Origin of the sequence: Alteromonas sp. Mac1 (assembly GCF_001562125.1) — a bacterium.
Classification (GTDB): domain Bacteria; phylum Pseudomonadota; class Gammaproteobacteria; order Enterobacterales; family Alteromonadaceae; genus Alteromonas; species Alteromonas stellipolaris.
On sequence record NZ_CP013932.1, the window covers coordinates 4,036,797 to 4,062,067 of the forward strand.

Annotated in this window: 20 protein-coding genes; 4 read left to right on the plus strand and 16 right to left on the minus strand. The window is 44.3% G+C overall.

All coding sequences use genetic code 11. From position 1 onward, the window contains the following. Positions 1-42: 42 nt before the first annotated feature. Positions 43-1,032 (plus strand): sterol desaturase family protein, encoded by a 990-nt coding sequence (locus tag AV939_RS17100; protein WP_082604807.1) that lies wholly within the window; start codon positions 43-45, stop codon positions 1,030-1,032. A 50-nt stretch (positions 1,033-1,082) separates the two neighbouring features. Here the strand turns inward: AV939_RS17100 and AV939_RS17105 are convergent, their stop codons facing one another. The 13 genes from AV939_RS17105 to AV939_RS17165 all read right to left on the minus strand — a co-directional run bounded on the left by AV939_RS17105 (position 1,083) and on the right by AV939_RS17165 (position 13,543). Further along, positions 1,083-1,934, minus strand: coding sequence for an MBL fold metallo-hydrolase (locus AV939_RS17105; RefSeq protein WP_376738722.1), 852 nt, complete (start codon positions 1,932-1,934; stop codon positions 1,083-1,085). Positions 1,935-2,023: 89 nt separating this feature from the next. After that, positions 2,024-2,287, minus strand: coding sequence for a DUF1653 domain-containing protein (locus tag AV939_RS17110; protein ID WP_057789310.1), 264 nt, complete (start codon positions 2,285-2,287; stop codon positions 2,024-2,026). A gap of 114 nt (positions 2,288-2,401) precedes the next feature. Beyond that, positions 2,402-3,475: a DNA polymerase IV gene (dinB, locus tag AV939_RS17115; RefSeq protein ID WP_057789309.1), complete on the minus strand. Its 1,074-nt coding sequence runs from the start codon at positions 3,473-3,475 to the stop codon at positions 2,402-2,404. 256 nt (positions 3,476-3,731) lie between these two features. Further along, a complete protein-coding gene (gene nqrM / locus AV939_RS17120; protein ID WP_013782597.1) occupies positions 3,732-3,965 on the minus strand; it encodes a (Na+)-NQR maturation NqrM in 234 nt (77 codons plus the stop codon). 10 nt (positions 3,966-3,975) lie between these two features. Then, the gene (locus tag AV939_RS17125) at positions 3,976-5,007 is read right to left on the minus strand and encodes an FAD:protein FMN transferase (RefSeq protein ID WP_082604806.1); all 1,032 of its coding nucleotides are present in this window, start codon (positions 5,005-5,007) and stop codon (positions 3,976-3,978) included. Positions 5,008-5,073: 66 nt separating this feature from the next. Then, complete coding sequence (nqrF, locus tag AV939_RS17130; protein ID WP_057789307.1) at positions 5,074-6,306, minus strand: NADH:ubiquinone reductase (Na(+)-transporting) subunit F; 1,233 nt, start codon at positions 6,304-6,306, stop codon at positions 5,074-5,076. A gap of 20 nt (positions 6,307-6,326) precedes the next feature. Then, positions 6,327-6,935: an NADH:ubiquinone reductase (Na(+)-transporting) subunit E gene (nqrE, locus tag AV939_RS17135; protein ID WP_013782594.1), complete on the minus strand. Its 609-nt coding sequence runs from the start codon at positions 6,933-6,935 to the stop codon at positions 6,327-6,329. A gap of 3 nt (positions 6,936-6,938) precedes the next feature. After that, positions 6,939-7,571 (minus strand): NADH:ubiquinone reductase (Na(+)-transporting) subunit D, encoded by a 633-nt coding sequence (locus AV939_RS17140; RefSeq protein WP_057789306.1) that lies wholly within the window; start codon positions 7,569-7,571, stop codon positions 6,939-6,941. 10 nt (positions 7,572-7,581) lie between these two features. Then, positions 7,582-8,346: a Na(+)-translocating NADH-quinone reductase subunit C gene (locus tag AV939_RS17145; protein ID WP_057789305.1), complete on the minus strand. Its 765-nt coding sequence runs from the start codon at positions 8,344-8,346 to the stop codon at positions 7,582-7,584. Beyond that, the gene (locus AV939_RS17150) at positions 8,336-9,538 is read right to left on the minus strand and encodes an NADH:ubiquinone reductase (Na(+)-transporting) subunit B (RefSeq protein WP_013782591.1); all 1,203 of its coding nucleotides are present in this window, start codon (positions 9,536-9,538) and stop codon (positions 8,336-8,338) included. The genes AV939_RS17145 and AV939_RS17150 overlap by 11 nt, the downstream gene beginning before the upstream one ends. Positions 9,539-9,540: 2 nt before the next feature. Further along, positions 9,541-10,881: a Na(+)-translocating NADH-quinone reductase subunit A gene (locus tag AV939_RS17155; RefSeq protein ID WP_057795884.1), complete on the minus strand. Its 1,341-nt coding sequence runs from the start codon at positions 10,879-10,881 to the stop codon at positions 9,541-9,543. 476 nt (positions 10,882-11,357) lie between these two features. After that, positions 11,358-12,536: an enoyl-ACP reductase FabV gene (gene fabV / locus AV939_RS17160; RefSeq protein ID WP_061997902.1), complete on the minus strand. Its 1,179-nt coding sequence runs from the start codon at positions 12,534-12,536 to the stop codon at positions 11,358-11,360. A gap of 386 nt (positions 12,537-12,922) precedes the next feature. Next, positions 12,923-13,543 (minus strand): FKBP-type peptidyl-prolyl cis-trans isomerase, encoded by a 621-nt coding sequence (locus AV939_RS17165; RefSeq protein WP_057789303.1) that lies wholly within the window; start codon positions 13,541-13,543, stop codon positions 12,923-12,925. 233 nt (positions 13,544-13,776) lie between these two features. Here AV939_RS17165 and ppc point away from each other — a divergent pair, with 233 nt between their 5' ends. Beyond that, on the plus strand, positions 13,777-16,398 hold the full coding sequence (ppc, locus tag AV939_RS17170; RefSeq protein WP_061997903.1) for a phosphoenolpyruvate carboxylase: 2,622 nt from the start codon (positions 13,777-13,779) through the stop codon (positions 16,396-16,398). 106 nt (positions 16,399-16,504) lie between these two features. On the opposite strand, the gene katG is transcribed toward ppc, so the two are convergent. Together katG and mdh are read right to left on the minus strand one after the other, a co-directional pair. Continuing rightward, positions 16,505-18,694, minus strand: a complete 2,190-nt coding sequence (gene katG / locus AV939_RS17175) for a catalase/peroxidase HPI (protein ID WP_061997904.1) — start codon at positions 18,692-18,694, stop codon at positions 16,505-16,507. A 611-nt stretch (positions 18,695-19,305) separates the two neighbouring features. Continuing rightward, positions 19,306-20,244: a malate dehydrogenase gene (gene mdh / locus AV939_RS17180; protein ID WP_057789297.1), complete on the minus strand. Its 939-nt coding sequence runs from the start codon at positions 20,242-20,244 to the stop codon at positions 19,306-19,308. A 232-nt stretch (positions 20,245-20,476) separates the two neighbouring features. Between mdh and argR the strand changes: the two genes are divergently transcribed. Together argR and AV939_RS17190 are read left to right on the plus strand one after the other, a co-directional pair. After that, entirely contained in the window at positions 20,477-20,941 is a 465-nt protein-coding gene (argR, locus tag AV939_RS17185; RefSeq protein WP_013782583.1) for a transcriptional regulator ArgR, read from the plus strand. Between the two features lie 768 nt (positions 20,942-21,709). Beyond that, complete coding sequence (locus tag AV939_RS17190) at positions 21,710-24,310, plus strand: TonB-dependent receptor plug domain-containing protein (protein WP_061997905.1); 2,601 nt, start codon at positions 21,710-21,712, stop codon at positions 24,308-24,310. A gap of 177 nt (positions 24,311-24,487) precedes the next feature. On the opposite strand, the gene AV939_RS17195 is transcribed toward AV939_RS17190, so the two are convergent. Beyond that, a complete protein-coding gene (locus AV939_RS17195) occupies positions 24,488-25,171 on the minus strand; it encodes a type 1 glutamine amidotransferase domain-containing protein (RefSeq protein WP_061997906.1) in 684 nt (227 codons plus the stop codon). Positions 25,172-25,271 lie beyond the last annotated feature (100 nt).

Genomic DNA, 25,271 nt, shown 5'->3' on the forward strand with positions numbered 1-25,271 from the left:
GTTAATGGGGTGTTAATTTTACTGCAATACGTGGAGAGAACTATGAACTATCAAATTGCGATTATCGGTATTTTTTTGATATTTGCGTTACTGGAAGCAAAGCAAGGTAAGCTTTTTAAGAAATGCGCAGAAGTGAGCGATGATGGAAAAGTCGAACTCATTGGCACCTTAGTGCTTTTTGTAATTACCCAGCCTTTCGTGCTTTTTAGTGCCGGTGCGTTAATGTTACTTGTTGTGCCCCAATACCAAGGAGCACTAGATCAAGAAGCATTAGGCGACTCATCTATTTTTCTGCATATTGCATTGCTGCTGATATTCGATGACATGATGCAATATTGGTGGCACCGCCTGTCTCACTCCACCCGTTTCCTGTACAACTTGCATCGTGCACACCACAACGGCAAGTACATGAGCGTGCGCATTATCTATCGTAATAACGTGTTCTATTACCTGTTGATGCCGTCGCTGTGGTTTTCAGGCGCGCTTATCTATTTAGGGTTAGGCTGGACTTATGCGTTCTATCTTGTGGTAAAGCTAAGTGTCATTACCGGTGCGCATGCCGAATGGAAATGGGACAGATTTTTATACCAAACGCCAATGCTTAACAAGCTAGCGTGGATTGTGGAAAGGACAATATCGACACCCTCTACCCATAGCGCACACCACGGTCTAAAGGCTGACGATGGCATTACCAACTATAAAGGTAATTACGGAAATCTATTGTTTTTCTGGGACGTGTTATTTGGAACTGCCAAAATCACGCGAAAATACCCAGCTCAATATGGTATTGAAGGAATGTTTTACGCTAACTGGGTAGAGCAACTCGTTTGGCCGCTATATAAAACACCACGCAAACCTAAAATGGTTGCTCACTCGCCCACCAACAAAGCTGCTAAAGCGGCGTCCAATACGATAAACGAAGCGGAAAAGAAAAGCGCAATCGAAACCGCGTCTAGTCCTAACAATAGTACACATACTGATGGGGTATTAAATCCGGAGTCTGTGGTGAATAAAACTGACGCAGCTATATAGTTACGAGTCGGAGTAGGAGCAATGTTGAGCCTGCTCCTAAACCGGCTTGATTAGGCCTCTTCGTAAAGGGTAGCAATCCACTTCTCTTCCGATATGAAGCTCCACGCCCACTTATCCCACTGACTGTCTAGTCCTGCTTCTGTAATCGCTTCAAGGCTTTTACCCTGTGCTTTCTGCGCTTTCACAAAAGCAAAGGTTTCTTCAATCATTGCAAGAAAGCTGGTGTACTCGGCTTTGTTACTAAGTGCACCATGGCCTGGAATCAGAACCGTATCGTCATCTATTTTCGCCATCACTTGCTTAACTGATTCAATGTAGCCTTTAACGCTACCGCCGGACTTTAAGTCGATGTACGGGAATAATCCGTTGAAGAACAAGTCGCCAGTGTGCATGACATCCGGCTGTTCAAACCATACGATGCTGTCGCCGTCGGTATGCCCTGATTCAAGATGCATAATGTGAATGGTTTCACCGTTAAAATGTAGCTTGATACCGTTTTCATAGGTAATAGCCGGTAGCGCATCAGGAGAGACTTTTTCATCGTTGGCCAATCGAACACGCACGTTGTCATGGGCTAAAATAGTCGCGCCTTTGTGACTGTGAAAAAACGCATTCGACCCTGTATGGTCGCCATGATAATGGGTGTTAATCACATACTTTGGCTTGTCGCTACCAAGCTCGCCTAGCGCGGCAGCTATTTTTTCTGCAAGCGGAGCAAACTGATCATCAATAATAAGAATGCCATCATCACCTGCAGAAACGCCGATATTGCCGCCCATCCCCGTTAACATATGCACGGAACCTTTAAGTGCTGTTGCTTCTATTTCAACCTTTTCAAAACGGTCTTGCGAAAAAGCAGCTGGAATGAAAGTTGTCGATACTAAACTTGCAGCTAGTAGCATACTTCGGGTACGTGATTGCGCCATTGGGGTTTCCTTAGGAAGTGCTTATTATTTATTAGGTCTACATACACTATGACCTAGCTTCCGGTTCAGATCATTTTTTCATCAGTTGGGATGTCACCAATATAAGCAAACCGCGGAACAGGCTTGCCTTCTACTACCACCTCTTCTAAAAACATACTTAATGGGCGAACCCACAAGGCTTTTTCACCATAACATGGGCGATACACCACTAAGGAAGACTCATCTTCTGAATGTGTCGCCACTTCGTAAACATCGTAATCACTGCCTTTATAGTGGCGGTAGCGACCTGGGGTTCTAAGTTCGGGAGTTTTAGTTTCTGTGGCACTCATGATGGCTCCTGCTTTTCATTATTTTTCATTTAAATACTGTTAATTAGGGCTAAGTTTATAAGACGTCTGATAAGGTTGACGCCGTTTCAATTACTCACCTTTTTACTCACTATTTTATTCACCCTCTAGGGGCAAAGGAAGTTGATGTATGGTTTGTGCCTCACCAAGGCCAATGTGCAGCCCAACTAATCGTATACCGCGGCCTTTGGCGCGCTCGTAAGCTTCTTGCAATAGGGTATCAAAGTAATGAGCATTTAACGAAGGGCATCGATGCTCAACGGTAGTAAGTTGGAAATCTTGAAATTTCAGTTTCACCCCTTGAGTGCGAATACGAACAGGCTTTCCTGTGCGCTTTTCATGGGCATCCATACGCTCCTGAAGCTTTTGTAGTAAGTGAGGCATAAAGTCTCGACAGTCTTTTAATGAGTGAATATCGTTGCTTAGGGTGCGTTCTACGCCTATAGACTTGCGTTCTCTTGAAACCGATAGTTCTCTGTCATCAATACCGTGAGCTCGTTCCCACAGTACCGCGCCAAACTTACCTAATTCCTTTTGAATACGCTCGAAAGGGTAAACACGCACGTCGCTGCACGTCGCTAACCCTAATCTCTGTAACTTTTGCATTGTCACTTTGCCTACCCCTGGAATCTTTTTAAGGGGCATAGCGCTAACAAAACTGTCTAATTTGTCCGGTGTAATAACACAAATCCCATTAGGCTTGTTTTCATCGCTGGCCACTTTTGCTACAAACTTACAGGGGGCAACGCCCGCCGACGCGGTTAGCCCCAATTCTGCTTCAATACGGCTTCTAATTTCTTCGGCAATTAGGGTGGCGCTCCCTCCGCAGTATTGGCTATTGGTGACATCAAGGTAAGCTTCATCTAACGAAAGTGGCTCGATTAAATCGGTATAGTCGGCGAAGATTTCGCGAATTCGTTGAGACTCTTTTACATAAGCATCCATGCGCCCTTTTACTAAGGTGAGATTCGGGCAAAGCTTAAACGCGTATGCGGTGGCCATGGCGGAACGCACCCCATATTTACGGGCAGGATAATTACAGGTAGAGATAACGCCACGGTGCTGTGAGCTTCCACCAATGGCAATAGGGATATTACGTAACGCAGGGTTGTCACGCATTTCAACCGCAGCATAAAAGCAGTCCATATCTACATGGATGATTTTTCGCATGCCGTATTGCCCCCTAAACTGCCAAACGAATTGAACCGCTCTATAAAAAAACTGTATAGAAAGACAGTATTCTAGAGCATATTAATTCGCCTTACCAGTGAACGAGATGAATAGTGAGCAACTACTTACTCCACAAGTAATAAATGAAGCATACAAAAAAGCGCGGTAAGCTTTTAACTTACCGCGCATCTATATTTATACATTGTAACTCTTTTGCGTATTGTTTTTGTCTAAGCAAAAGAGCGATAAGATCAGATTAAAGGATCTGATTCTGTTTCCATTCATTCAATTTCTTTTCTCTCGCTTCTTCTTTTTCCATGCGAGATTTCTTTCTGTCACAAGGCTCTGGGCAATCACATGCTTTAGCGATACCCAATGCGCCTAGTCCACCGCAGCTACCTGAAATGGTTTTGCGCTGCACTAAGTAGCCTACCGCCATGGCAAGTACCATAGTGAGGAAGAAACCGAATGCTAGAATAAACGTAGACATAGCCTACTCCTTAATTATTTACTTTTACCAGTTTATCAAATTCTGGCGTGGCATACTCTTCAAATCCATCGGCTGTGCGACGAATGAGAAATACAGCAAGTTGTTCCTGCTCTGCAAGGTCGATAGCACGTTGCCATCCCATTACGTTGAAGGCAGTGGCTAAGCCATCAGCAATCATTGAAGATGGGTTTACCACCGTAACCGACACCAAATCATGAGTTATCGGCGAGCCAGTATTTGGGTCAATCAAATGAGAGTAGCGTTTCCCATCTTCTTCGTAATAGTTACGATAATCACCCGATGTCGCTATGGCATTAGTGCCTATAGACACCACTTTTTGTACGGCGCGTTCTGTCGTTACCGGCTTTTCAATTGCAATTAGCCATTCACTGCCATCACCACGTTCGCCTTTAACCCGCATTTCACCGCCAATCTCTACAAGGTAATGCTGCAGGTCATGGGCATCTAAAATAGCTGCCACTTCATCCACGCCATAACCTTTCGCAATAGTTGATAAATCAACATACAACATGGGGTTTGCTTTCATAAGACCGGTTGGCGTAGTAGATAATTTCTCATAACCTACATAATCCCGTACGGCATCAATATCGGCTTGGGTTGGCACTTTCTCTGGGCGTTTGTTAGGTCCAAACCCCCACAAATTCACCAAGGGCCCGACCGTAACATCTAGCACACCATCACTCAAACGGGCCAAACGAAGGGCTTCATTCACCACGGTAAGCGTCTCTTGAGACACCGCAAAGTTATCTGAATATCGATATTGGTTAAAACGAGACAACTCAGACGTTGTGTCGTAGGTCGACATCATCTTATTGATGTTAACTAACTTAGCGTCAATTTCTTCCTGCAAACCTTCTACTGCAGTTTCACCTTCACCAAGAACGTACTTAATATTATAAGTCGTGCCCATAGTTTGGCCTTGCAAATGCTCAACCGAAAGTGGCTTTTCACTGCAACTGGCAATAAAAAGGATGCTCATAGCAATAACCGCTAATGCTATTCTGGCAAAGAATCGAATCACGTTTTGGGTCCTTTAACTAAACAAAAAGGGGGCTCACGCCCCCTTTACTCACTTGTAGATTTCGGATTAACCACCGAAGTCATCAAGCATAATGTTTTCGTCTTCAACACCTAGGTCTTTCAACATGTTGATAACGGCTGCGTTCATCATAGGTGGTCCACACATGTAGAACTCACAATCTTCAGGCGCAGGGTGGTCTTTCAGGTAGTTCTCAAGAAGAACTTGGTGAATGAACCCAGTGTAACCTTCCCAGTTGTCCTCAGGCTGAGGATCTGAAAGGGCAACATGCCACTTGAAGTTATCGTTTTCTGCAGCTAACTCATCGAAGTCTTCTGTATAGAACATTTCGCGAAGTGAACGAGCACCGTACCAGAAACTCATCTTACGATCGGTATTTAAGCGACGAAGTTGGTCGAAGATATGCGAACGCATTGGCGCCATACCCGCACCACCGCCAACAAATACCATTTCGTTTTCGGTTTCTTTTGCGAAGAATTCCCCAAATGGACCAGAGATCGTTGCTTTGTCACCTTCTTTAAGGCTCCAAATATACGATGACATTTTACCAGCAGGTAGGCTTAGGTTATTAGGTGGCGGCGTAGCAATACGCACGTTCAACATAATAATGCCTTCTTCTTCTGGGTAGTTAGCCATTGAGTAAGCACGAATGGTTTCTTCATCTACTTTAGATTCGATATCGAAGAAGCCAAAACGTTCCCAATCACCGCGATACTCATCAGGGATTTCAAACTCTTTGTACTTAACGTGGTGTGCAGGGGCTTCAATTTGAATGTAACCACCAGCACGGAAAGGTACGCTTTCACCGTTAGGAATTTGAAGCTTAAGTTCTTTGATGAAAGTAGCTTTGTTATCGTTAGAGATAACTTCACAATCCCACTTCTTAACACCAAATACCGACTCTTCAAGCTCGATTTCCATGTCTTGCTTAATCGCAACCTGACATGATAAACGGCAGCCTTCACGAGCTTCACCTTTAGTGATGTGATCAAGTTCAGTTGGAAGGATTTCACCACCACCTGAATGAACGTCTACACGACACTGACCACAAGAACCACCACCACCACATGCTGAAGATACGAAATATCCTGCATCTGCTAGTGCGCCAAGAAGCTTGCCGCCTGGCTCAGTTTTAATTGCTTTGTCTGGGTCACCGTTGATAGTGATGGTTACATCACCGCTTGGTACCAGCTTCGACTTGGCAAACATGATGATAAATACTAGCGCCAATACAATGGCAATAAACATGCCGACGCCTAGGAAAATTTCTACTTGATTCATTTATATGCTCCCGAGCTCGATTACAGCTGAATACCAGTGAATGACTGGAAGCCAAGTGCCATAAGACCCGCAATCATGAACACAGAGCCCAGACCACGAATACCATCAGGCATATCGGCATATTTAAGCTTTTCACGTACAGCGGCCAATAACACAATAGCTATTGCCCAGCCCATACCACTTCCTACGCCGTAAACGACACTTTCGGTCAAGTTATATTCACGTTGTACCGCGAATGCCACACCACCGAAGATAGCGCAGTTAACCGTAATTAGCGGAAGGAAGATACCAAGCGCGTTATAAAGCGCAGGGAAAAACTTGTCTAAGCTCATTTCCAAAATTTGAACCAATGCCGCGATAACGCCGATAAAGGTTAGGAAGTTTAGGAAGCTTAAATCTGCATCAGGGAAACCAGCCCACGCTAGTGCACCTGGCGCAAGGATGTTCACATAAATGATTTGGTTAACCGGTACAGAAATACCTAGCACTACGATTACCGCAACACCAAGACCCATAGCAGTTTTAACTTTCTTCGATACCGCCAAGAAGGTACACATACCTAAGAAAAGTGATAACGCCATGTTCTCAACAAAAATTGAGCGAACAAATAACGACAAATAATGTTCCATGACTTACTCCTTAGGCTCTACTTGCTCGGGACGAAGGGTACGGATAACCCAAATCATACCGCCGATTAAGAAGAATGAGCTAAATGGTAGGATCAACAAACCATTACCCTGATACCAACCACCGTTTTGAACTAGCGGTAGAATTTCGAAACCTAAAATAGTACCGAAACCGAATAGTTCTTTAATTGTACCAATAACAACCAATACGAATGAGTAACCCAAACCGTTACCAATACCATCTAAAAAGCTCATCAGAGGTGGGCTCTTCATTGCATAGGCTTCAGCACGACCCATTACGATACAGTTAGTAATAATCAAACCAACGAATACTGACAGCTGCTTCGAAATTTCGTACGAGTAAGCTTTCAATATTTGGTCAACTACGATTACCAATGACGCAATAATAGTCATTTGGATGATGATACGAACGCTCGATGGAATCTGGTTACGAATCATCGAAATAAACAAGTTCGAGAACGCAACAACCGTCGTAAGCGCCAAAGACATTACCAAGGCTGTTTCCAGCTTAGTAGTAATAGCCAGTGCTGAACAAATACCTAGTACCTGTAAGGCAATTGGGTTGTTGTCCATAATTGGCCCAAAGAGGGCCTTTTTCATTTCTTTAGTATCTGCCATGAGACTCCCCTTATGAACGCCATGCCTGATTCTTCAGGAACTGGCCGAAGCCTTGCTCGCCTACCCAATAACGAATTGTGTTTTCAACACCGTTACTGGTTAGCGTAGCACCTGAAAGCGCATCAATAGTGTGTGGATTACTTGGGTTTGCGTTTTTAACTACACGGATAGCGACTTCGCCATTCTCGAATAATTCTTTACCGTCCCATTTGTCCTGCCACGCTGGGTTTTGCACTTCGCCACCTAATCCAGGTGTTTCTTTTTGTTGATAGTAAATCAACTCACGAACTGTTTCGCCGTCGGCGTCAAGTGCAAGAAAACCGTACATAAGATCCCATAGACCACTACCGTGCACAGGCAAGATAATGCGAGATACATCGCCAGCTTCGTCACGAACCAAATAAACACTGGCAACATTAGGGCGACGTTGGAAGCCAACGTTACTGTTAGTTACTTTTGTGCTGTATTCAGTTTGCTTCGCTGCTTTATACATATCGTAATCTGGCTCAGGCGCTTCTACAAACTCACCGCTTTCCAAATCAACATAGCGAGATTCAATCTTTTCGCTGTATGTACTTTCGATTGCTTTACCCGTCATACCGGTTTCGTAAAGCCCTGCTGCATTCAAAATGTTGCTCTTTTTATCAAGCGACGCATTGGTTTGCTGTAACGAGCGCAAACCTACTGCTGCGCCAGAAACGACAATTGAACACACAAGACAAACGGCAACTACAACGCCAATCGTTTTTCCTAAAGATTCTTTCTTAGCCGACACGAGCTACCCTCCGCTTGATATTACTTTGTGCGACGAAATAGTCGAACAGTGGCGCCCAAAGGTTGGCAAAAAGAATGGCCAACATTACACCTTCTGGGAAGGCTGGGTTTAGCACACGTACAAGTACTGTCATAAAGCCGATGAAAATACCGTATGCCCACTTACCTTGGTTGGTAAACGATGCAGACACAGGGTCTGTCGCCATAAAGAACATACCAAAGGCAAGACCACCAATAACGAAGTGCCAATAGGCAGGCATTGCAAACATGTAGTTGGTATCGCTACCAATCATGTTCAGCAAGGTGGCAAACACGGCTACACCGATTGCTACACCAGCTACAATTCGCCAGCTTGCAATACGCATGTACATGATGAACAAGCCACCAATTAGGATAGCCAATGCAGATACTTCACCCGCAGAACCTGCGATAGTACCGAAGAAGCTGTCAAACCAAAGGTCCATGTTAGCGTAATCAAGCGCGCCTGAAGCTGCTTGGCTTAATGACGTTGCACCCGAGTAACCATCAGCAGCAACCCAAACTTGGTCGCCAGAGATTTGTGCAGGGTATGCGAAGTATAAGAACGCACGACCAGACAATGCGGGGTTAAGGAAGTTACGGCCAGTTCCACCGAAGACTTCTTTAGCGATAACCACACCAAAGGTAATACCTAATGCAACCTGCCAAAGCGGAATAGTTGCCGGTAGGGTTAATGCGAAAAGTACCGAGGTAACGAAGAAACCTTCGTTAACTTCGTGCTTACGTACTGAAGCAAATAATACTTCCCAGAAGCCACCAACAATAAAGGTAACTGCATAGATAGGTAACCAGAAGCAGGCACCGTAGAAGAACATGCCTAGCAAACCAGAATTCGCTAAGTCTCCACCTAAGGCGGTGAATAACCCTGCTTGCCATGTATCAGGAAGTGTACCGGCACCAGCAGCAATAGCTTCTTGCGCTTGGAAACCAATGTTGTACATACCGAAGAACATTGCTGGGAATGTTGCTAACCACACCAAAATCATGATGCGTTTAAGGTCAATGCTGTCACGCACGTGCGTGTTAGCTTTGTTTACTTTACCAGGAGTATAGAAAATAGTTGCCGCTGCTTCATACAGTGCATACCATTTTTCGTGCTTTCCACCTGGCTCAAAGTTCGGTTCAATCTTTTCTAAATACGCTTTTAAACCCATGACTAACCCTCTTTCTCAATCGTGGTCAAACAGTCGCGTAAAATCGGGCCGTAGTTGTATTTGCCTGGGCATACATAAGTACACAAAGACAAATCTTCTTCGTCCAACTCTAAACAACCCAATGTCTGAGCACTGTCACAATCACCAGAAATCAAGTCTCTAAGCAAAAGCGTAGGAATGATATCTAGGGGCATAACGCGTTCGTAATTACCAATTGGCACCATAGAGCGCTCAGAGCCATTGGTTGTTGTTGTCATATCAAACTTCTTGCTGCCACCTAAGTGACCAAGATAAGCGCGCGTGACGGAATGCTTGTCTGAACCAGGCGTGATCCAGCCAAGGAATTTCTTCTCGCGACCTTCTTTAAGCAGTGATACTTGGGTGTGGAAACGACCTAGGAAGCCGTGAACACCTTGTGCAGTTACGCCGTTTAACACGGAACCTGAAACGACACGTACGTCACCGTCTTGTTGTTCGTTTGCTAGCAACTCTTCTAAATCAGCACCGATAGAGGTACGAACAAGACGAGGATTTTTAGCAGATGGACCACCGATAGCAATAACACGGCGTGTGTCTAGCTCACCAGTAGTTAGCAATGCGCCAAAGGCCATTACGTCTTGGTAGCTAATGTGCCAAACCGTTTTGTTCAAACCTGCAGAATCCAAGTAATGGATATGTGTACCTGCTAAGCCTGCTGGGTGTGGTCCACCGAATTCTTCTACGTCTACTGCCGCATCGCCAGTTGCTACTGATGAGCCCGCTGCTTTACAAACGTAAACCTTGCCGCCACTTAACTGCGTTAACGCTTTTAAGCCGTTCACGAAGTCGTCGTTGCGCTCAGCAATAATCACCGCTGGATCCGCGGCTAGCGGATTGGTGTCCATTGCTGTAACAAAGATTGAATTTGGTACCGAGTCAAGGGCTGGAGATTTGCTAAATGGACGCGTACGTAACGCTGTCCACATTCCTGACTCAACAAGGATTGATTGGAGTTGCTCCCGCTCAGTACTCGCGATTTTGTCTGCAGCAATTTTATCAAAGCTAACTGCATCGCTGCCGCTAACTTTAACTACTACTGATTGCAAAACACGCTTTGCACCACGGTTTACCTCTACCACTTCACCCGCAGCTGGAGCAGTGAACTTAACGCCAGGATTCTTTTTGTCTTCAAAAAGCATCTGGCCTTTTTTCACTACATCGCCAACTTGGACGTGCATGGTAGGACGCATACCCACATATTCTTCTCCCAGAATGGCAACGCGTGAAACAGCAGACCCTTCAGCGATCTCCTGCTTCGGCGCTCCCTCTATTGGGAGGTCGAGACCTTTCTTGATTTTTATCATATGTAATCGCACTACTCTAATAGAAATACTCTTTTGCATGACCGCAGAAAATCCTGCTTATCAGCATGCAAAAGCGTACTATTTTTAAGGTGTAGAACACCTTTAATATTTAGATTGACGGAATTTACTTACTGTTACGGTCAGCCTGTTATGAAGCCGTAACTTACATTCCAAATGTACAAGCGACGTTATACGCCTTTTCTTTTATAGACCAACAGTGAAAATTCACACTTATTTTTGTTGTTGTATTACTGCAATAAACGCTGTTGTTGAGTAGGAGTAGAATAGACCCCTACTTAATTTCGGGATTTTAGCATTAACCGAGCGGTTTGTGCCACGCAAATCATAGATAAAGAGCAACTTTTCTATAATTTAATGTAAACCCCATTTACGTTTAAGTAGTAAGTAAACAACGAAAAAGCCGTCTGATTCGACGGCTCTACTCAATATTAGGCTTATTTAAGTATAGTAAACCTTTACCATTTCACGAGTGGGTCAATATCTTCTTCGTAATCAACACCTTCAATATCAAAACCAAACAGTTTTAAAAATTCGTGATGATAACCAGCATAATCGCTTAGCTCATGAAAGTTCTCTTGGGTCACTTTGTCCCATAAGGCTTGAATTTTAGCTTGCGTAACGTCATTGGTTTCAATGCCGTCCATGCGATAACGGTTTGCCTCATCTAATGTGGGTGTATCACCAAATAGGCAGGTAGTGAACAAACCATGTATTTGTTCAATACAGCCCTCATGGGTACCGTCACGCTTCATCACTTCTTGCATTAACGAGATATAAAGCGGCATAACAGGAATAGCAGAGCTGGCCTGCGTGACCAAGGCTTTCAACGAACTTACATTCGCTTCAACCAATAATTCGGTATTTTTGCCAATAATAGCAGCAGCGGCTCTGTCTAAGTCTTCTTTCGCTTTTCCAATGGTCGCCTGACCGTAAATAGGCCAAGTTAGGGCTTTACCAATATAAGTGTACGCCGTGGTTTTACAACCTTCGGCCAGTACACCCGCTTCGGCAAGCTTATCCATCCAACGCTCCCAATCTTCTCCGCCCATCACTTTAATGGTGTTTAAGATTTCGTCATCGTTTGCTGCCTCTAACGTGACATCATGTACTTTATCTTTGTCGGTATCGTAAGTTTTGGTGGTGTACTCACGCCCTACTGGTTTAAGGGTAGATTTGTATACCACTCCCGTATCTGGGTCTGTTCTGCGCGGTGACGCTAAACTATAAATAACAAGGTCGACCTTGCCCATATTGGCTTTAATCTTATCTATCGTTTGCGCTTTAATTTCATCAGAAAACGCATCACCATTGATGGTGTCAGCATAAAGCCCTTTTTTAGACGCCTGCTGATGGAACGCAGCTGTATTGTACCAGCCCGCTGTACCTGTTTTGCGTTCTGTTGGCGCTTTTTCGAAGCAAACGCCAAGGGTTTTTGCACCATAACCAAATGCAGAAGTAATACGCGATGCCAACCCATAACCGGTTGAGCTGCCAATGACTAGCACGTTTTTAGGGCCATCACCTAAGCTGCCTTTTTCTTCAATATAGGCAATTTGTTGTTCTACCGACGTTGCACAACCCACAGGATGTGCGTTTGTGCAGATAAAGCCTCTCACTTTAGGCTTGATAACCATAATCATTTTCCTTTTTTATGCGTGCGCCTATTGTAAACGTGCAAAGGCTTATAACAACTCGGAGCAGATGACATCAATATAAGCACCGAACACCTTATTCATCAAAAAGATACACATGTACAAACGGGTAGCGCAGTTCGAAAGCGTTTTTAAAGTCTATATCGAAAGAATATCTTGGAACGCTATGTAATGTATACGAAAACAAAAATGATTAGCGGCTATTGCGCTAGAAGCAAATGAACAAGTGAGGGTTGAAGCTGTAATATGAACTGAAAATAAGTAAGGCAGGGACAGAAAAGTTAAGTGTGAAATATGGCGTTTAATGAATCATAACTAAACATGAATAAAAAGGTGAGCCCCCACAAGAGCTCACCTTTTTGTATGAATTAACCTAAGATATCAAGCAATTCAACATCAAAAATTAACGTGCTGTAAGGTGCGATTGCTGCACCAGCACCTTGCTCACCGTACGCAAGATCGTGTGGTACGTATAAACGCAGCTTAGCACCAACTTTCATAAGCTGTAGTGCTTCAGTCCAGCCTCTGATCACGCCGCCAACTGGGAATTCAGCCGGTTGACCACGATCGTAAGAGCTGTCAAAAACGTCACCTGAGGTTAGTGTACCGTGGTAGTGAACGCGAACGGTGCTATCTGCAGTTGGCGTTTCGCCATCGCCTTCAGCCAATACTTCGTATTGTAGGCCAGACTCAGTCACCTGAACTTCTTCACGCTTTGCGTTTTCTTCAAGGAACTTAACGCCTTCTTCAATAACCGCTTTGCTAGCTTCTTCTTTCTCAGCCTGCATACGCTTATGGATTTCGCCGAATGCATCACGTAGTGCGTCGTTGTCAACCTGCGGAGCTTGACCCGCGAAAGCATCTTTTAAACCTGTCACTACTGCGTCAATCGCTAAACCTTCAAAAGGATTAGATTGCAATTGTTGACCCATTTGAAAACCAATGCCGTAACTTGCTTGGGTTTCTACTGTGTTGAATGTATCAGTCACAAGAACTCCTGAAATTAAATTACAAATGCAGTACAAATTTCAAACAAACCGCGTTTCACGAATATGTTTCTGCATTTTCCGGTGCAAGAGTGTAGCACACCAGAATTTATCTTGCCTTGAGCATTAAATAGATGGGTGCAAATGGAACAAAATATTGTAAATTATAACGCAAAGTGGTTTTACAACTTGTTAAGTACTTAGTATGGTGAAGGCCATATAATTGGGAGGATAGCATGCACACTCATTACGATGCTGAACTAAAAGATACAGTTAGATACCTTGGCAAAACGCTAGGTGAAACCATCAAAAACCAATTAGGCCAAGAGTGGCTTGATCGCATTGAGAAGATTCGAAAAGACGGCCGAGCGTCTTATCAGGGAGACACGAGTTGTAGTGACGAACTGAAAGAAACTTTCAAAACGATGACTGACAGCGATTTGTTGACGGTAGGTCGTGCTTTCGCACAGTTTCTAAATCTAGGTAATATTGCTGAGCAAGAATATAACAGTGCAATGAACGTTGACGCGTCTATTGATGCATTGTTTAAACATCTAGATAAAGCAGACCTCACGGTTGATAAAGTGCAAGAGGCTGTAGGCAAGTTGAATATCGACTTGGTATTAACGGCTCATCCTACCGAGGTAACTCGTCGTACTCTTATTCATAAACATAAAGAGTTAGCAGACTGCTTACAGGCTGTACATCAAGAGTCTTTAACCGATGCAGATAGAAGCAAGGTAGAAACCCGTGTTGCTGATTTAATTAGCCAGGCTTGGCATACAGAAGAAATTCGTTCTGTTCGCCCTACCCCTGTTGATGAAGCTCGCTGGGGCTTCTCGGTAATCGAAAATTCTCTTTGGGAAGCGGTTCCTGATTTCTTGCGCGAACTAGATGGCCGTTTACAAGAAGACTACAGTGTATCGCTTCCGCTAGACGCTTCACCGGTACAATTTAGTTCTTGGATGGGCGGTGACCGCGACGGTAACCCGTTCGTCACCTCTAAAGTTACCGAACAAGTCCTGCTGTTGGCACGTAAACGTGCCGCAAAACTTTTCGCTTTAGACTTAGATCGCTTACAAGTTGAGTTATCTATGTACGACTGCAACGACGCACTGCGTGAAAAAGTAGGTGATGCGAACGAACCTTACCGTGCGCTACTTCGTCCTTTGCTTGACCGCTTTGTTGCCACAAGAGACGGCATTGCTGACTACTTGGCAGGTAAAAATCCAGATTCCTCTAACTGGATTGAAAGCAATGACGAGCTATTAGAAGCCCTACTACTTTGCCACCAGTCACTAATCGACTGCGGTATGGATGTTGTTGCTAAAGGTTTATTGTTAGACACCATTCGCCGTGCCCGCGTCTTCGGAATTCACTTACTTCGTTTGGACGTACGTCAAGATTCAGAGCGCCACGCCGACGTATTTAGTGAACTAACTCGCTACCTTGGTCTTGGTGACTATTCTCAGTGGAGCGAAGAAGACAAGCAAGCCTTCTTGCTACGTGAACTTGGTTCGAAACGACCGCTATTCCCTGCTCAATGGGGGGCATCTGATGATGTGAAAGAAGTACTTGATACGTGTAAAGTAGTGGCTAAGCATAGTAAGCACGGATTTGGTATTTACATTATCTCGATGGCGAGTGAGCCATCAGACGTACTTGCGGTTCAATTACTGCTTAAAGAAAGCGGTGTAGATTGGCCAATGCCGGTAGCGCCTTTGTTTGAAACACTGGACGACCTTAACAACTCGCCAAGTGTTATGCGCAAATTACTTTCTATCGACTGGTATCGTGGCTATGTAAAAGGCCGCCAGTTTGTGATGATTGGTTATTCAGATTCAGCCAAAGATGCTGGCGCACTAGCGGCAGGTTGGGCTCAATATCAATCTCAAGAAGCGCTAGTGGCTATTGCTGAAGAGTTTAACTGTTCACTTACCTTGTTCCACGGTCGTGGCGGTACAATTGGCCGCGGCGGTTTACCTGCCCACGCAGCTATTTACTCACAGCCTCCAGGTTCATTAGAAGGTGGATTCCGCGTTACTGAACAAGGCGAAACCATTCGTTATAAATTCGGTATGCCCAAACTGGCCAAACGAAGCTTAGGCATTTATGCCAGCGCGATAATTGAAGCCATGTTGTTCCCACCCCCAGCGCCAAAAGAAGAGTGGCGTGAACTTATTACCACTATGGCGGGACAAGGTCGTGATAACTATCGCGGCACAGTTCGCCATGATAAGGATTTCGTACCTTATTTCCGCGTAGCTACGCCTGAACAGGAACTGGGTAAGTTACCGCTAGGCAGCCGACCCTCTAAGCGTAAACCACAAGGTGGTATCGAAAGTCTTCGTGCTATCCCTTGGATATTTGCATGGGCACAAACGCGCCTTGTATTACCATCTTGGTTGGGTGTAATGCGCGCTATCGATAGCGTGAAAAATGCCGAGAACGAAAAAGTCGTGAATGAAATGTTTGCCGAATGGCCATTCTACCGCTCACGCCTTTCGATGCTCGACATGGTATTCCATAAAGCGGATCCACGTATAAGTGAAGCTTACGATGAGCGCTTAGTTCCAGAAGAGCTTAAGCATTTCGGTGCAGCACTTCGAGAGGAGCTCAAAGAAAGTATCGCCTCATTACTGGAGCTTACTGGCGAAGACGACATCATGAAGACCGATCCTCTAGGCAAAGAGTCGATGGAAATTCGTGCCGCGTATTTGCAACCCCTTCACTACTTACAAATTGAATTGCTAGATAGAATTCGTAAAGCAGGTGACGATGCGCAAAATACAGCATTAGAGCGTGCCATGATGGTAACCATTACTGGTATTGCTACCGGCATGCGTAATACAGGTTAGTACTTTACATAGTGAGTACATAATAATGCTATTTGTCTTAATAGCACTGTAAGAAAAAGCCCGCTTAAAGCGGGCTTTTTAATGGCATTAACCTACGTATTGTGAACTAAGCTTGCAGTTCGAAGCGATCAGCATTCATCACTTTAGTCCAAGCACTAACAAAGTCTTTAACGAACTTCTCTTTGTTATCGTCTTGCGCATAAACCTCAGCGTAAGAACGTAATATAGAGTTTGAACCGAAGACTAAGTCAACACGAGTAGCTGAATAAACTTGCTCACCAGACACTCTATCAACAATGCCGTACGTGCTTTTACTTGTGGGCTTCCACGTGTATTGCATGTCGGTAATAGTAGTGAAAAAGTCATTCGTTAGTGAGCCAGCACTTGCGGTAAACACGCCGTGTGCAGTGCCTTGGTAGTTCGTGCCCATTACACGCATACCACCTACTAACACCGTCATTTCTGCAGCGGTTAATCCAAGCAACTGTGCTTTGTCTAACAATAGCTCTTCTGGTTTAACTACATAATCTTTTGGCAAGTAATTTCTGAAACCATCGGCCTGCGGCTCTAGCGGTGCAAAAGAATCAGCATCCGTCATATCATCAGTAGCATCACCACGACCTGCTGCGAAAGGAACATCAACACTGAATCCTGCCGCCTCGATGGCTTTCTCTACGCCTACATTACCGGCCAACACTATGGTATCAGCTAGACTTGCACCGGCTGCCTCAGCAAGTGGTGTTAACACCGACAATACCTTAGCTAGTTTTTCCGGTTCATTCGCTTCCCAGTCTTTCTGAGGCGCTAACTGAATGCGGGCACCATTAGCACCGCCACGTAAGTCTGAACTGCGGAAGGTTCTAGCACTGTCCCACGCCGTAGATACCATTTCACTAATACTTAGGCCAGAATCCGCAATACTCGCTTTTAATGCATCCACATCGTAAGACGTACTGCCTGCTGGCACAGGATCTTGCCAAATAAGCGTTTCTTGTGGCACTTCAGGACCGATATAACGTACCTTTGGCCCTAAATCACGGTGAGTCAGTTTAAACCAAGCTCGAGCAAATACTTCACTGAAATAGTCTGGGTTGTTGTAAAACTTCTCAGAAATTTCACGATAGATTGGGTCCATTTTCATGGCCATATCTGCATCGGTCATGATGGGGTTATAACGTTTTGAAGGGTCTTCAACATCAACAGGCTTGTCTTCCTCTTTAATGTCGATAGGCTCCCATTGCTCTGCACCCGCTGGTGATTTTTTCAATTCCCAGTCGTAGTTAAGTAGCAATTCAAAGTAGCCGTTATCCCACTGTGTTGGATTAGTCGTCCACGCGCCTTCAATACCACTTGATACTGTATCGCGGCCAATGCTGCGAGTTTCATGATTCATCCAGCCTAAGCCCTGCTCAACAATATCAGCGCCTTCTGGATCTGGTCCTAAACGGTCTGCACTTCCGTTACCATGACATTTACCCACCGTATGACCACCGGCTGTTAGTGCCACGGTTTCTTCATCGTTCATGGCCATACGAGCAAAAGTTTCACGAACGTGCAATGCAGTTTTAAGTGGATCCGGTTTACCGTTTACCCCTTCAGGGTTAACGTAAATTAGCCCCATTTGCACAGCCGCTAATGGGTTCTCCATTGTTTCTGGGGTTTCAACGTCGTTGTAGCGCTCATCACTTGGCGCAAGCCATTCTTTTTCAGCACCCCAGTAGGTGTCTTTTTCTGGGTGCCAAATATCGGCGCGACCGAATGCAAAACCATAAGTTTTAAGCCCCATACTTTCATAGGCAACAGTACCAGCAAACACTAAAAGGTCGGCCCAGCTAAGCTTGTTGCCGTATTTCTTCTTGATTGGCCACAATAAACGGCGCGCTTTATCAAGGTTCACATTGTCCGGCCAAGAGTTTAGCGGCGCAAAACGTTGGTTACCCGTAGACGCACCACCACGACCATCAGCAATACGATACGAACCGGCGGCGTGCCAAGACATTCTGATCATAAGGCCACCGTAGTGCCCCCAATCTGCTGGCCACCATGACTGAGAATCCGTCATTAGCGCAATCATGTCTTTTTTCAATTCATCAAAATCTAGAGTCTTTACCGCTTCGCGATAGTCGAAGTCATCACCCATTGGGTTTGTCTTTGTATCGTGCTGATGCAAAATATCTAGGTTAAGCGCTTCTGGCCACCAATCCATATTCGTGCTGCCAGTAGCCGTAAGACCACCGTGCATGACGGGGCACTTTCTATCTGAATCATTTACATCGCCTAGCTTCGCGTTACTCATATTTGTTACCTCTTGCTGTTCGACAAAGGACTTTATCAATACAATCTATTGATTAGCATTGTTTCATTCTAGTTATTAGATGATTATAACTACAGTGAGTTTTTTCGATGCTGACGAATAGGTTTAACGATTAGAACGAACTAAACCTAGTCACATTTAACCAATAAGCTTCAGCCGCTATTTGCAATGCTTACCATCTCAACCACTTAGAAATAGCGTAGACAATATCCACAAATTTTCTGTAACTTTTTCTCATTTTCTATAGAGCTTTAAAAATAGCTTGATGCATTAGACAAAAAACTGGATTAGTAAGGTCGTAACAAACTGTCAGCAGCATGGATGCTGTCTTACAAAAAGGAAGTTTACTGAGTGGGGGAAATATGTAGCCACTCCCTTGCCAAGGATGCGGTGGCGGAGCCTACATGGACGTATTTATGGCGTGGCTATTATGCATATGCCACAAATAAAAAGGCAGGATTAGTAAACTCGTAACAAACTGTCAGCAGCATGGATGCTGCTGTCAAGCCTCCATGGATGGATACTCGGCGTGTTTGTGTAGAGCTTACTAATCCTGCCTTATACATGGGAGCAGCGCTCCCATATTCCTAGCCTTAGCCAGTTACGAAATCTACGCCTAGCTTGATATCGCCACGAAGGCCTTCAAGCATGTCGTTTTTCGCTTTTTCTTCAAATGCGCTTAGCTCGCCGTATGGCAAGATTTCTTCAACACCGTTTGCACCAAGGCGAACAGGGTGTGCGAAGAATGCAGCATCGTCGCTGTCGTCAGTTTGAACGTAAGTGTATTCAACTACGTTCTCACCTTGCATTGCTGCAACCAATGATAAGCAGAAACGTGCAGCTGCTTGACCCATAGATAGGGTTGCAGAACCGCCGCCAGCTTTAGCTTCAACAACTTCAGTACCCGCATTTTGGATACGAGTAGTTAGGCTTGAAACTTCATCATCAGAGAACTCAACACCTTCAACTTGCGAAAGCAAAGGAAGAATAGTTGTGCCTGAGTGACCACCGATTACCGGTACGTGTACAGAAGCAACGTCTACGCCTTTAAGCTCAGCAACGAAAGTCTCTGCGCGAATTACGTCAAGGGTAGTAACACCGAACAATTTGTTCTTGTTATATACACCTTTTGCTTTAAGCGTTTCAGCAGCAATTGCCACTGTTGTGTTAACTGGGTTAGTAATAATACCAACACAAGCATCTGGACAGTTGTCAGCAACACCTTCAATAAGGTTCTTAACAATACCAGCGTTGATGTTGAACAAGTCTGAACGATCCATGCCCGGCTTACGCGGAACACCAGCAGGAATAAGAACAACGTCTGTACCTGTTAATGCACCAGCTAGGTCATCTTTACCGTGACCGGTTACTTTTACTGCAGTTGGGATGTGGCTCAAATCAACAGCTACACCAGGAACAACTGGCGCTACATCATAAAGCGCTAGTTCAGAACCAGCTGGCAATTGTGTTTTTAACAACAAAGACAGCGCTTGGCCAATACCACCGGCAGCACCTAACACGGCTACTTTCATACCATTTCTCCTATGGGATTACTCACGTATTTAAACGGAACGTCACACTAATGCAACGCGGGGGAAAACTCAATCATCTGATGGTCTTAATACGGCCATTTAAGGCATTTTTACGTCGATATTCACTATCATGCATGATTATGCAATTAAATTGCGCAAAGGTCACCTGTAAGGCACAATATAACATATATGATTATTTAACTTATTACCGCTAACTGATGTGCAGGATGCTATGGCCAACGCAAAACAAGAGCAACTGATTAAAGCCTTTAAAGAAATTTTGAAAGCGGAAAGCTATGGATCTCAAGGTGAAATAGTGGATGCCCTTAAAACTCAAGGTCATGACAATATTAGCCAGTCTAAAATTTCCCGCATGCTAAGTAAGTTTGGTGCGGTACGTACCCGCAATGCCCGTGGCGATATGGTGTACTGCCTTCCGCCTGAACTAGGCATGCCTACGGCTAAAAGCCCATTAAAGCAGCTGGTTCTCGATATTGTGCATAATAATGTGATGGTGATTATTCGCACCAGCCCAGGTGCAGCACAGCTTATTGCTCGTTTACTTGATTCATTAAGCAAAAAAGATGGTGTGCTTGGTACCATTGCGGGCGACGATACCATTTTTATCGCCCCAGCCGACGTGACACTTATTGAAGAGTTACGCCAACGGGTAGAAGACTTATTCGAGAACGTTTGAGGCTCTGCCTTGAGTTTTGAGCAAAAAAAACCGCCATCACAAGATGGCGGTAAAGAATTTGTACCAGGGAGATACAAAACAACTTGGTAGCTGTGCATTTAAATTATCACAGACTTAGAAAAGAGTAAGAAAAGAAAAGTAAAGAATTCGAAAAATAGAAATTAATTATAAATTTATAAAATCCAGCCTTTGATAAAAACAGAAAAATGTAAACTTAAATTTTAAAATTAAATAATATCAACATAATTAAAAACCTTCTCAAATCTACCAACTTATAAATTCTAAAATCCACAACAATACCATTGTCACTAATTGTAATTACAGAAACTTTCTTTCACTTTTTAATCTGTACTAAAACGCCCTCACCCACTTTTACTTAAAACAGATTTAACTACGCTGAATTTGCGCAAAGCCTACGCCAATCATGCACTAAACCTACACAATTCGTACACAAAAACTGCACACCACCCACAGCCTCGCATTATTTTTATTTCTTTTTTAATTAATATCTATTGTTATCTTTAAATAAATATTAAGAGAGAAAAAGCAATAATTATTTTACCAATGTATAGAACCGTAAAGGTTTCATCACTCTGCGTATAATTAAAGTAAATTAGGTCTAAATAGAACAAATTATACACTTTGTAAATTGCCAAACAGCACGACGAAGTGCTTAATTCTCCCGACAGAAAACATCTGTTCAAAATAAAAACTAATAAACGTCTTTGTAATTACAACGTGTAATCACCTTCGACAAGGGGAATTAAAATGTTTAACACCAATAAACTCAGCAGTGCTGTTAGGCGCGGAATTTTACTGGCGGGTTCCGCTAGCCTGTTTGCCGCGCCAATGGCCCTCGCACAATCAGATGACGAAAATTCAGCTGAACCTGTAGAAAAAATTCAAGTTACTGGCTCTCGAATTAAACGAGTGGATTTAGAGTCAGTTTCTCCGGTCACTGTTATTACAGCTGAATCTATCGCGTTATCTGGCGATACATCGGTAGCGCAAGTTTTACGTAACTCTTCAATTAACACCTTTGGTTCGTTTCGTGGCCAATCTGGTTACGGTAGCGGTGCTTCAGCTTCAAGCGAAGTAAACTTGCGTGGTCTGGGTGCGGGCGCAACACTCGTTCTTATGGACGGCCGTCGCCTTCCAGGTTTAGGGTACGATGGTGGTTCATCTTCTGATATGTCGATGATCCCGATGTCGATTGTTGAGCGCATTGAAATTCTTCGCGATGGCGCATCGGCCATATACGGTTCAGATGCTGTTGCAGGTGTAATTAACATTATTACCAAGAAACAGTTCGACGGCGTAAATGTAGGTTATAGCTTTGAAGATCCAGGTGCTGACGGTGGTAATTCCAGTAAGTACAATTTTTCTGCTGGTGTTACAAGCGACAAAGGCAGCATTGTATTCATTGCCGAGCATGAAAACACACAAGAAGTTAGCGATGTCGCGGTATCAGGTGATTATGCATTAAATAGCTATTCAACCTATAGCCCAGTGGCAAACTTCTATGATTCAGAAGCCGGTGAGTTTCTCTATAACGAAGATTTGTGTGGCGATGTAGCAGATACGTCTATTGAGTCAGACCGTTGTGGTTACTATTATGGCAATACCACGTGGCTATACGGCGCGACTGAGAAAAACTCACTGATGACAAAAGTGGAATATGAGTTGGCAGAAAATTTACAACTCATCACTCGCTTCTCTGCAATGCAGACATCTACAGATACTCGTTATGCTGCTACCCCGGTATCTACATCTTCGCTAACTATCGACGCCGATAATGCAATGAACCCATATGGCCAAGACGGTTCGGTCTATTTCCGCACCTCTAGCTTGGGCACGCGCGATACTAAAACTGAAAAAACCACTTTTGAAATGGTTTCAGGCCTTGAAGGCTATACCGAAATTGCTGGAAACGAGTGGGACTGGCAGGTTTATTACCAGCGCACATCAGCAAAAGAAGAAGTATTTGGCTACAACTTGGTTAATGACACCGTTGTACAAGGTCTAATTGATACCGAGCAACTTGATTTATTCAACGTACAAGGCCTTAGCACCGATGATTGGTATGCTTATAACGCTGACCTTTTAACAAACGCTGATCATACTGGCACCTATCAAACCACCCAAATGCGCGACATTATCGATGGCAGTATTTCCGGTCAGCTTTTTTCAAATAACTTCATGACGGTTAGTGCTGTATTTGGTGCTGAGTACTCGTATCTTGATTTTGAACAGGTATCTGACCCTGAATCAGGTTTAGGCATTATCTCGGGCGGTTCGGGCGGTGACGACGTTTACGCAAGCCGTGAACGACAGTCATACTACACTGAGCTTGCCATTGAATTACCACATGAAGTAGAAGTCTCAGCCGCGCTTCGTTACGACGGCTATGAGCTTGAAGGCGATACGGGTGCTAGCATCTCAACCTCAGAGTTCTCAGATACGGTGCCCAAGCTAGGCATTAGCTGGCGCCCGACTGAATCACTTTTACTTCGCGCCAGCTGGGGAGAAGCTTTCCGTACCCCAACAATGAGTGAAATGTTCGCGACCATTTCTTACGGTTTCCCTGATGCCTACGACTCCTACTACTGCGATACCTTAGGAAACCCAGGTAGCGATGACAGTTACTGTTCATCGGGTCAACAGCATCTAACCTACTACGGTGGTAATCCAGACCTTAGTCCTGAAAACTCTGAGTCGCTTACTCTTGGTGTGGTTTATGATGTAACGGATGATTTGTCACTTGAAGTCTCTTATTACCAGTATGACTATGAGAACAAAATTGAAGATATCGATGTTGAAGACTTAATTGCCGCCGACTTAGATGGAACTTCTAGCAGTATCGTACGTGACAGCGATGGTAAAATTACATCTATTACATCGGGCTATACTAACTACTCAGAAGTAACAACAAACGGTTTTGATATTACTGCCAACTACGACTTAGCAACGGAGATTGGGAATTTTGGGGTTAACCTCGAATATTCGCATGTGTTTAGTTACGAAGAAGAAGGTACTGAGTGGGCTGGCGAATTATTCTATCCTGATAATCGCGCTAACCTAACGGTAGATTGGACAGACGGTGATAAATGGACAGCCTCGTGGAGGACACTATTCATTGGTGCCAACGGGGAAACCTTTTACTCTTCTTACGATTATGCTGATAATTACTTCAAGCATAATGTCACCGTTTCGTATCATGTGAACGATAACGTCAAGGTATCAGCAGGCATAGCTAACCTTACCGATGAACTTGAAGAATACTTGCCCGGCGAATGGCGCGGTTTCGACGATACACTTTACGATCCATTAGGTCGCACCATGAGCTTCAACGTTCAAGCTAGCTTCTAACGTTTAACTCACACAAAAACGCCGCTTGTACAATGGCCTATCTCTCGTACATTTGAGATAGGACATAGTCAGCGGCGTTTCATTATTTCTTCCAGTATTAACGTTTTATAAAACTGGCACACCGGCTATCAGTGAGTCGGCGTGGACTTAGTAATGAGTTTAAGTGCTTGCAGTACGCTACGAAAGTACCTTAATAAGCGCTTCTGCTGCAGGCCCTGACGACGCAGGATTTTGACCCGTCACCAAAAGACCATCAACACACACTTTAACGCCAAAGTCCTCTGTACTCTCGTACTTACCGCCCTTACTAATAAGTGCGTCTTCCACTAAATAGGGCACAACCTCGGTCAATTTCATTGCCTCTTCTTCACTATTTGAAAAGCCAGTTACCGTTTTGCCATTAATGAAAAACTCGCCATCGGCACGTTTTACTTCTTTAAGCACGATAGGAGCATGGCATACAGCGCCTACAGGCTTCTGTGCTTTGATCATATCTTCAATTAGCATTGTGGAGTGGGTATTGTCAGATAAGTCCCACAGCGGGCCGTGGCCGCCTGGGTAGAACACAGCATCAAACTCATCAGCTCTTACATCTTCTAACACAATCGTTGAAGACATTGCGCTTCGTGCTACCTCATCTTTTGTATAACGGATAGCATCGTCGGTCATAGCATCATCTGCCAAGCTGTTTGGGTCAATTGGCACTTGGCCGCCCATAGGTGAAGCTAAGGTGATGGTATACCCTGCATCCTTGAACGCATAATAGGGCGATGCGAACTCTTCCAGCCACATCCCTGTTTTATTGCCTGTATCACCTAACAATTCATGTGAGGTCATTACCATCAATATATGTTTCGACATAAGTTCTCCATGTGAACAATTCATTTAGTTATTCGTTCGTATGGCGACAATGGTTAGATCAGAAAAAGAAAGGGAATGCGATGAGAAACATAAAGAGAAG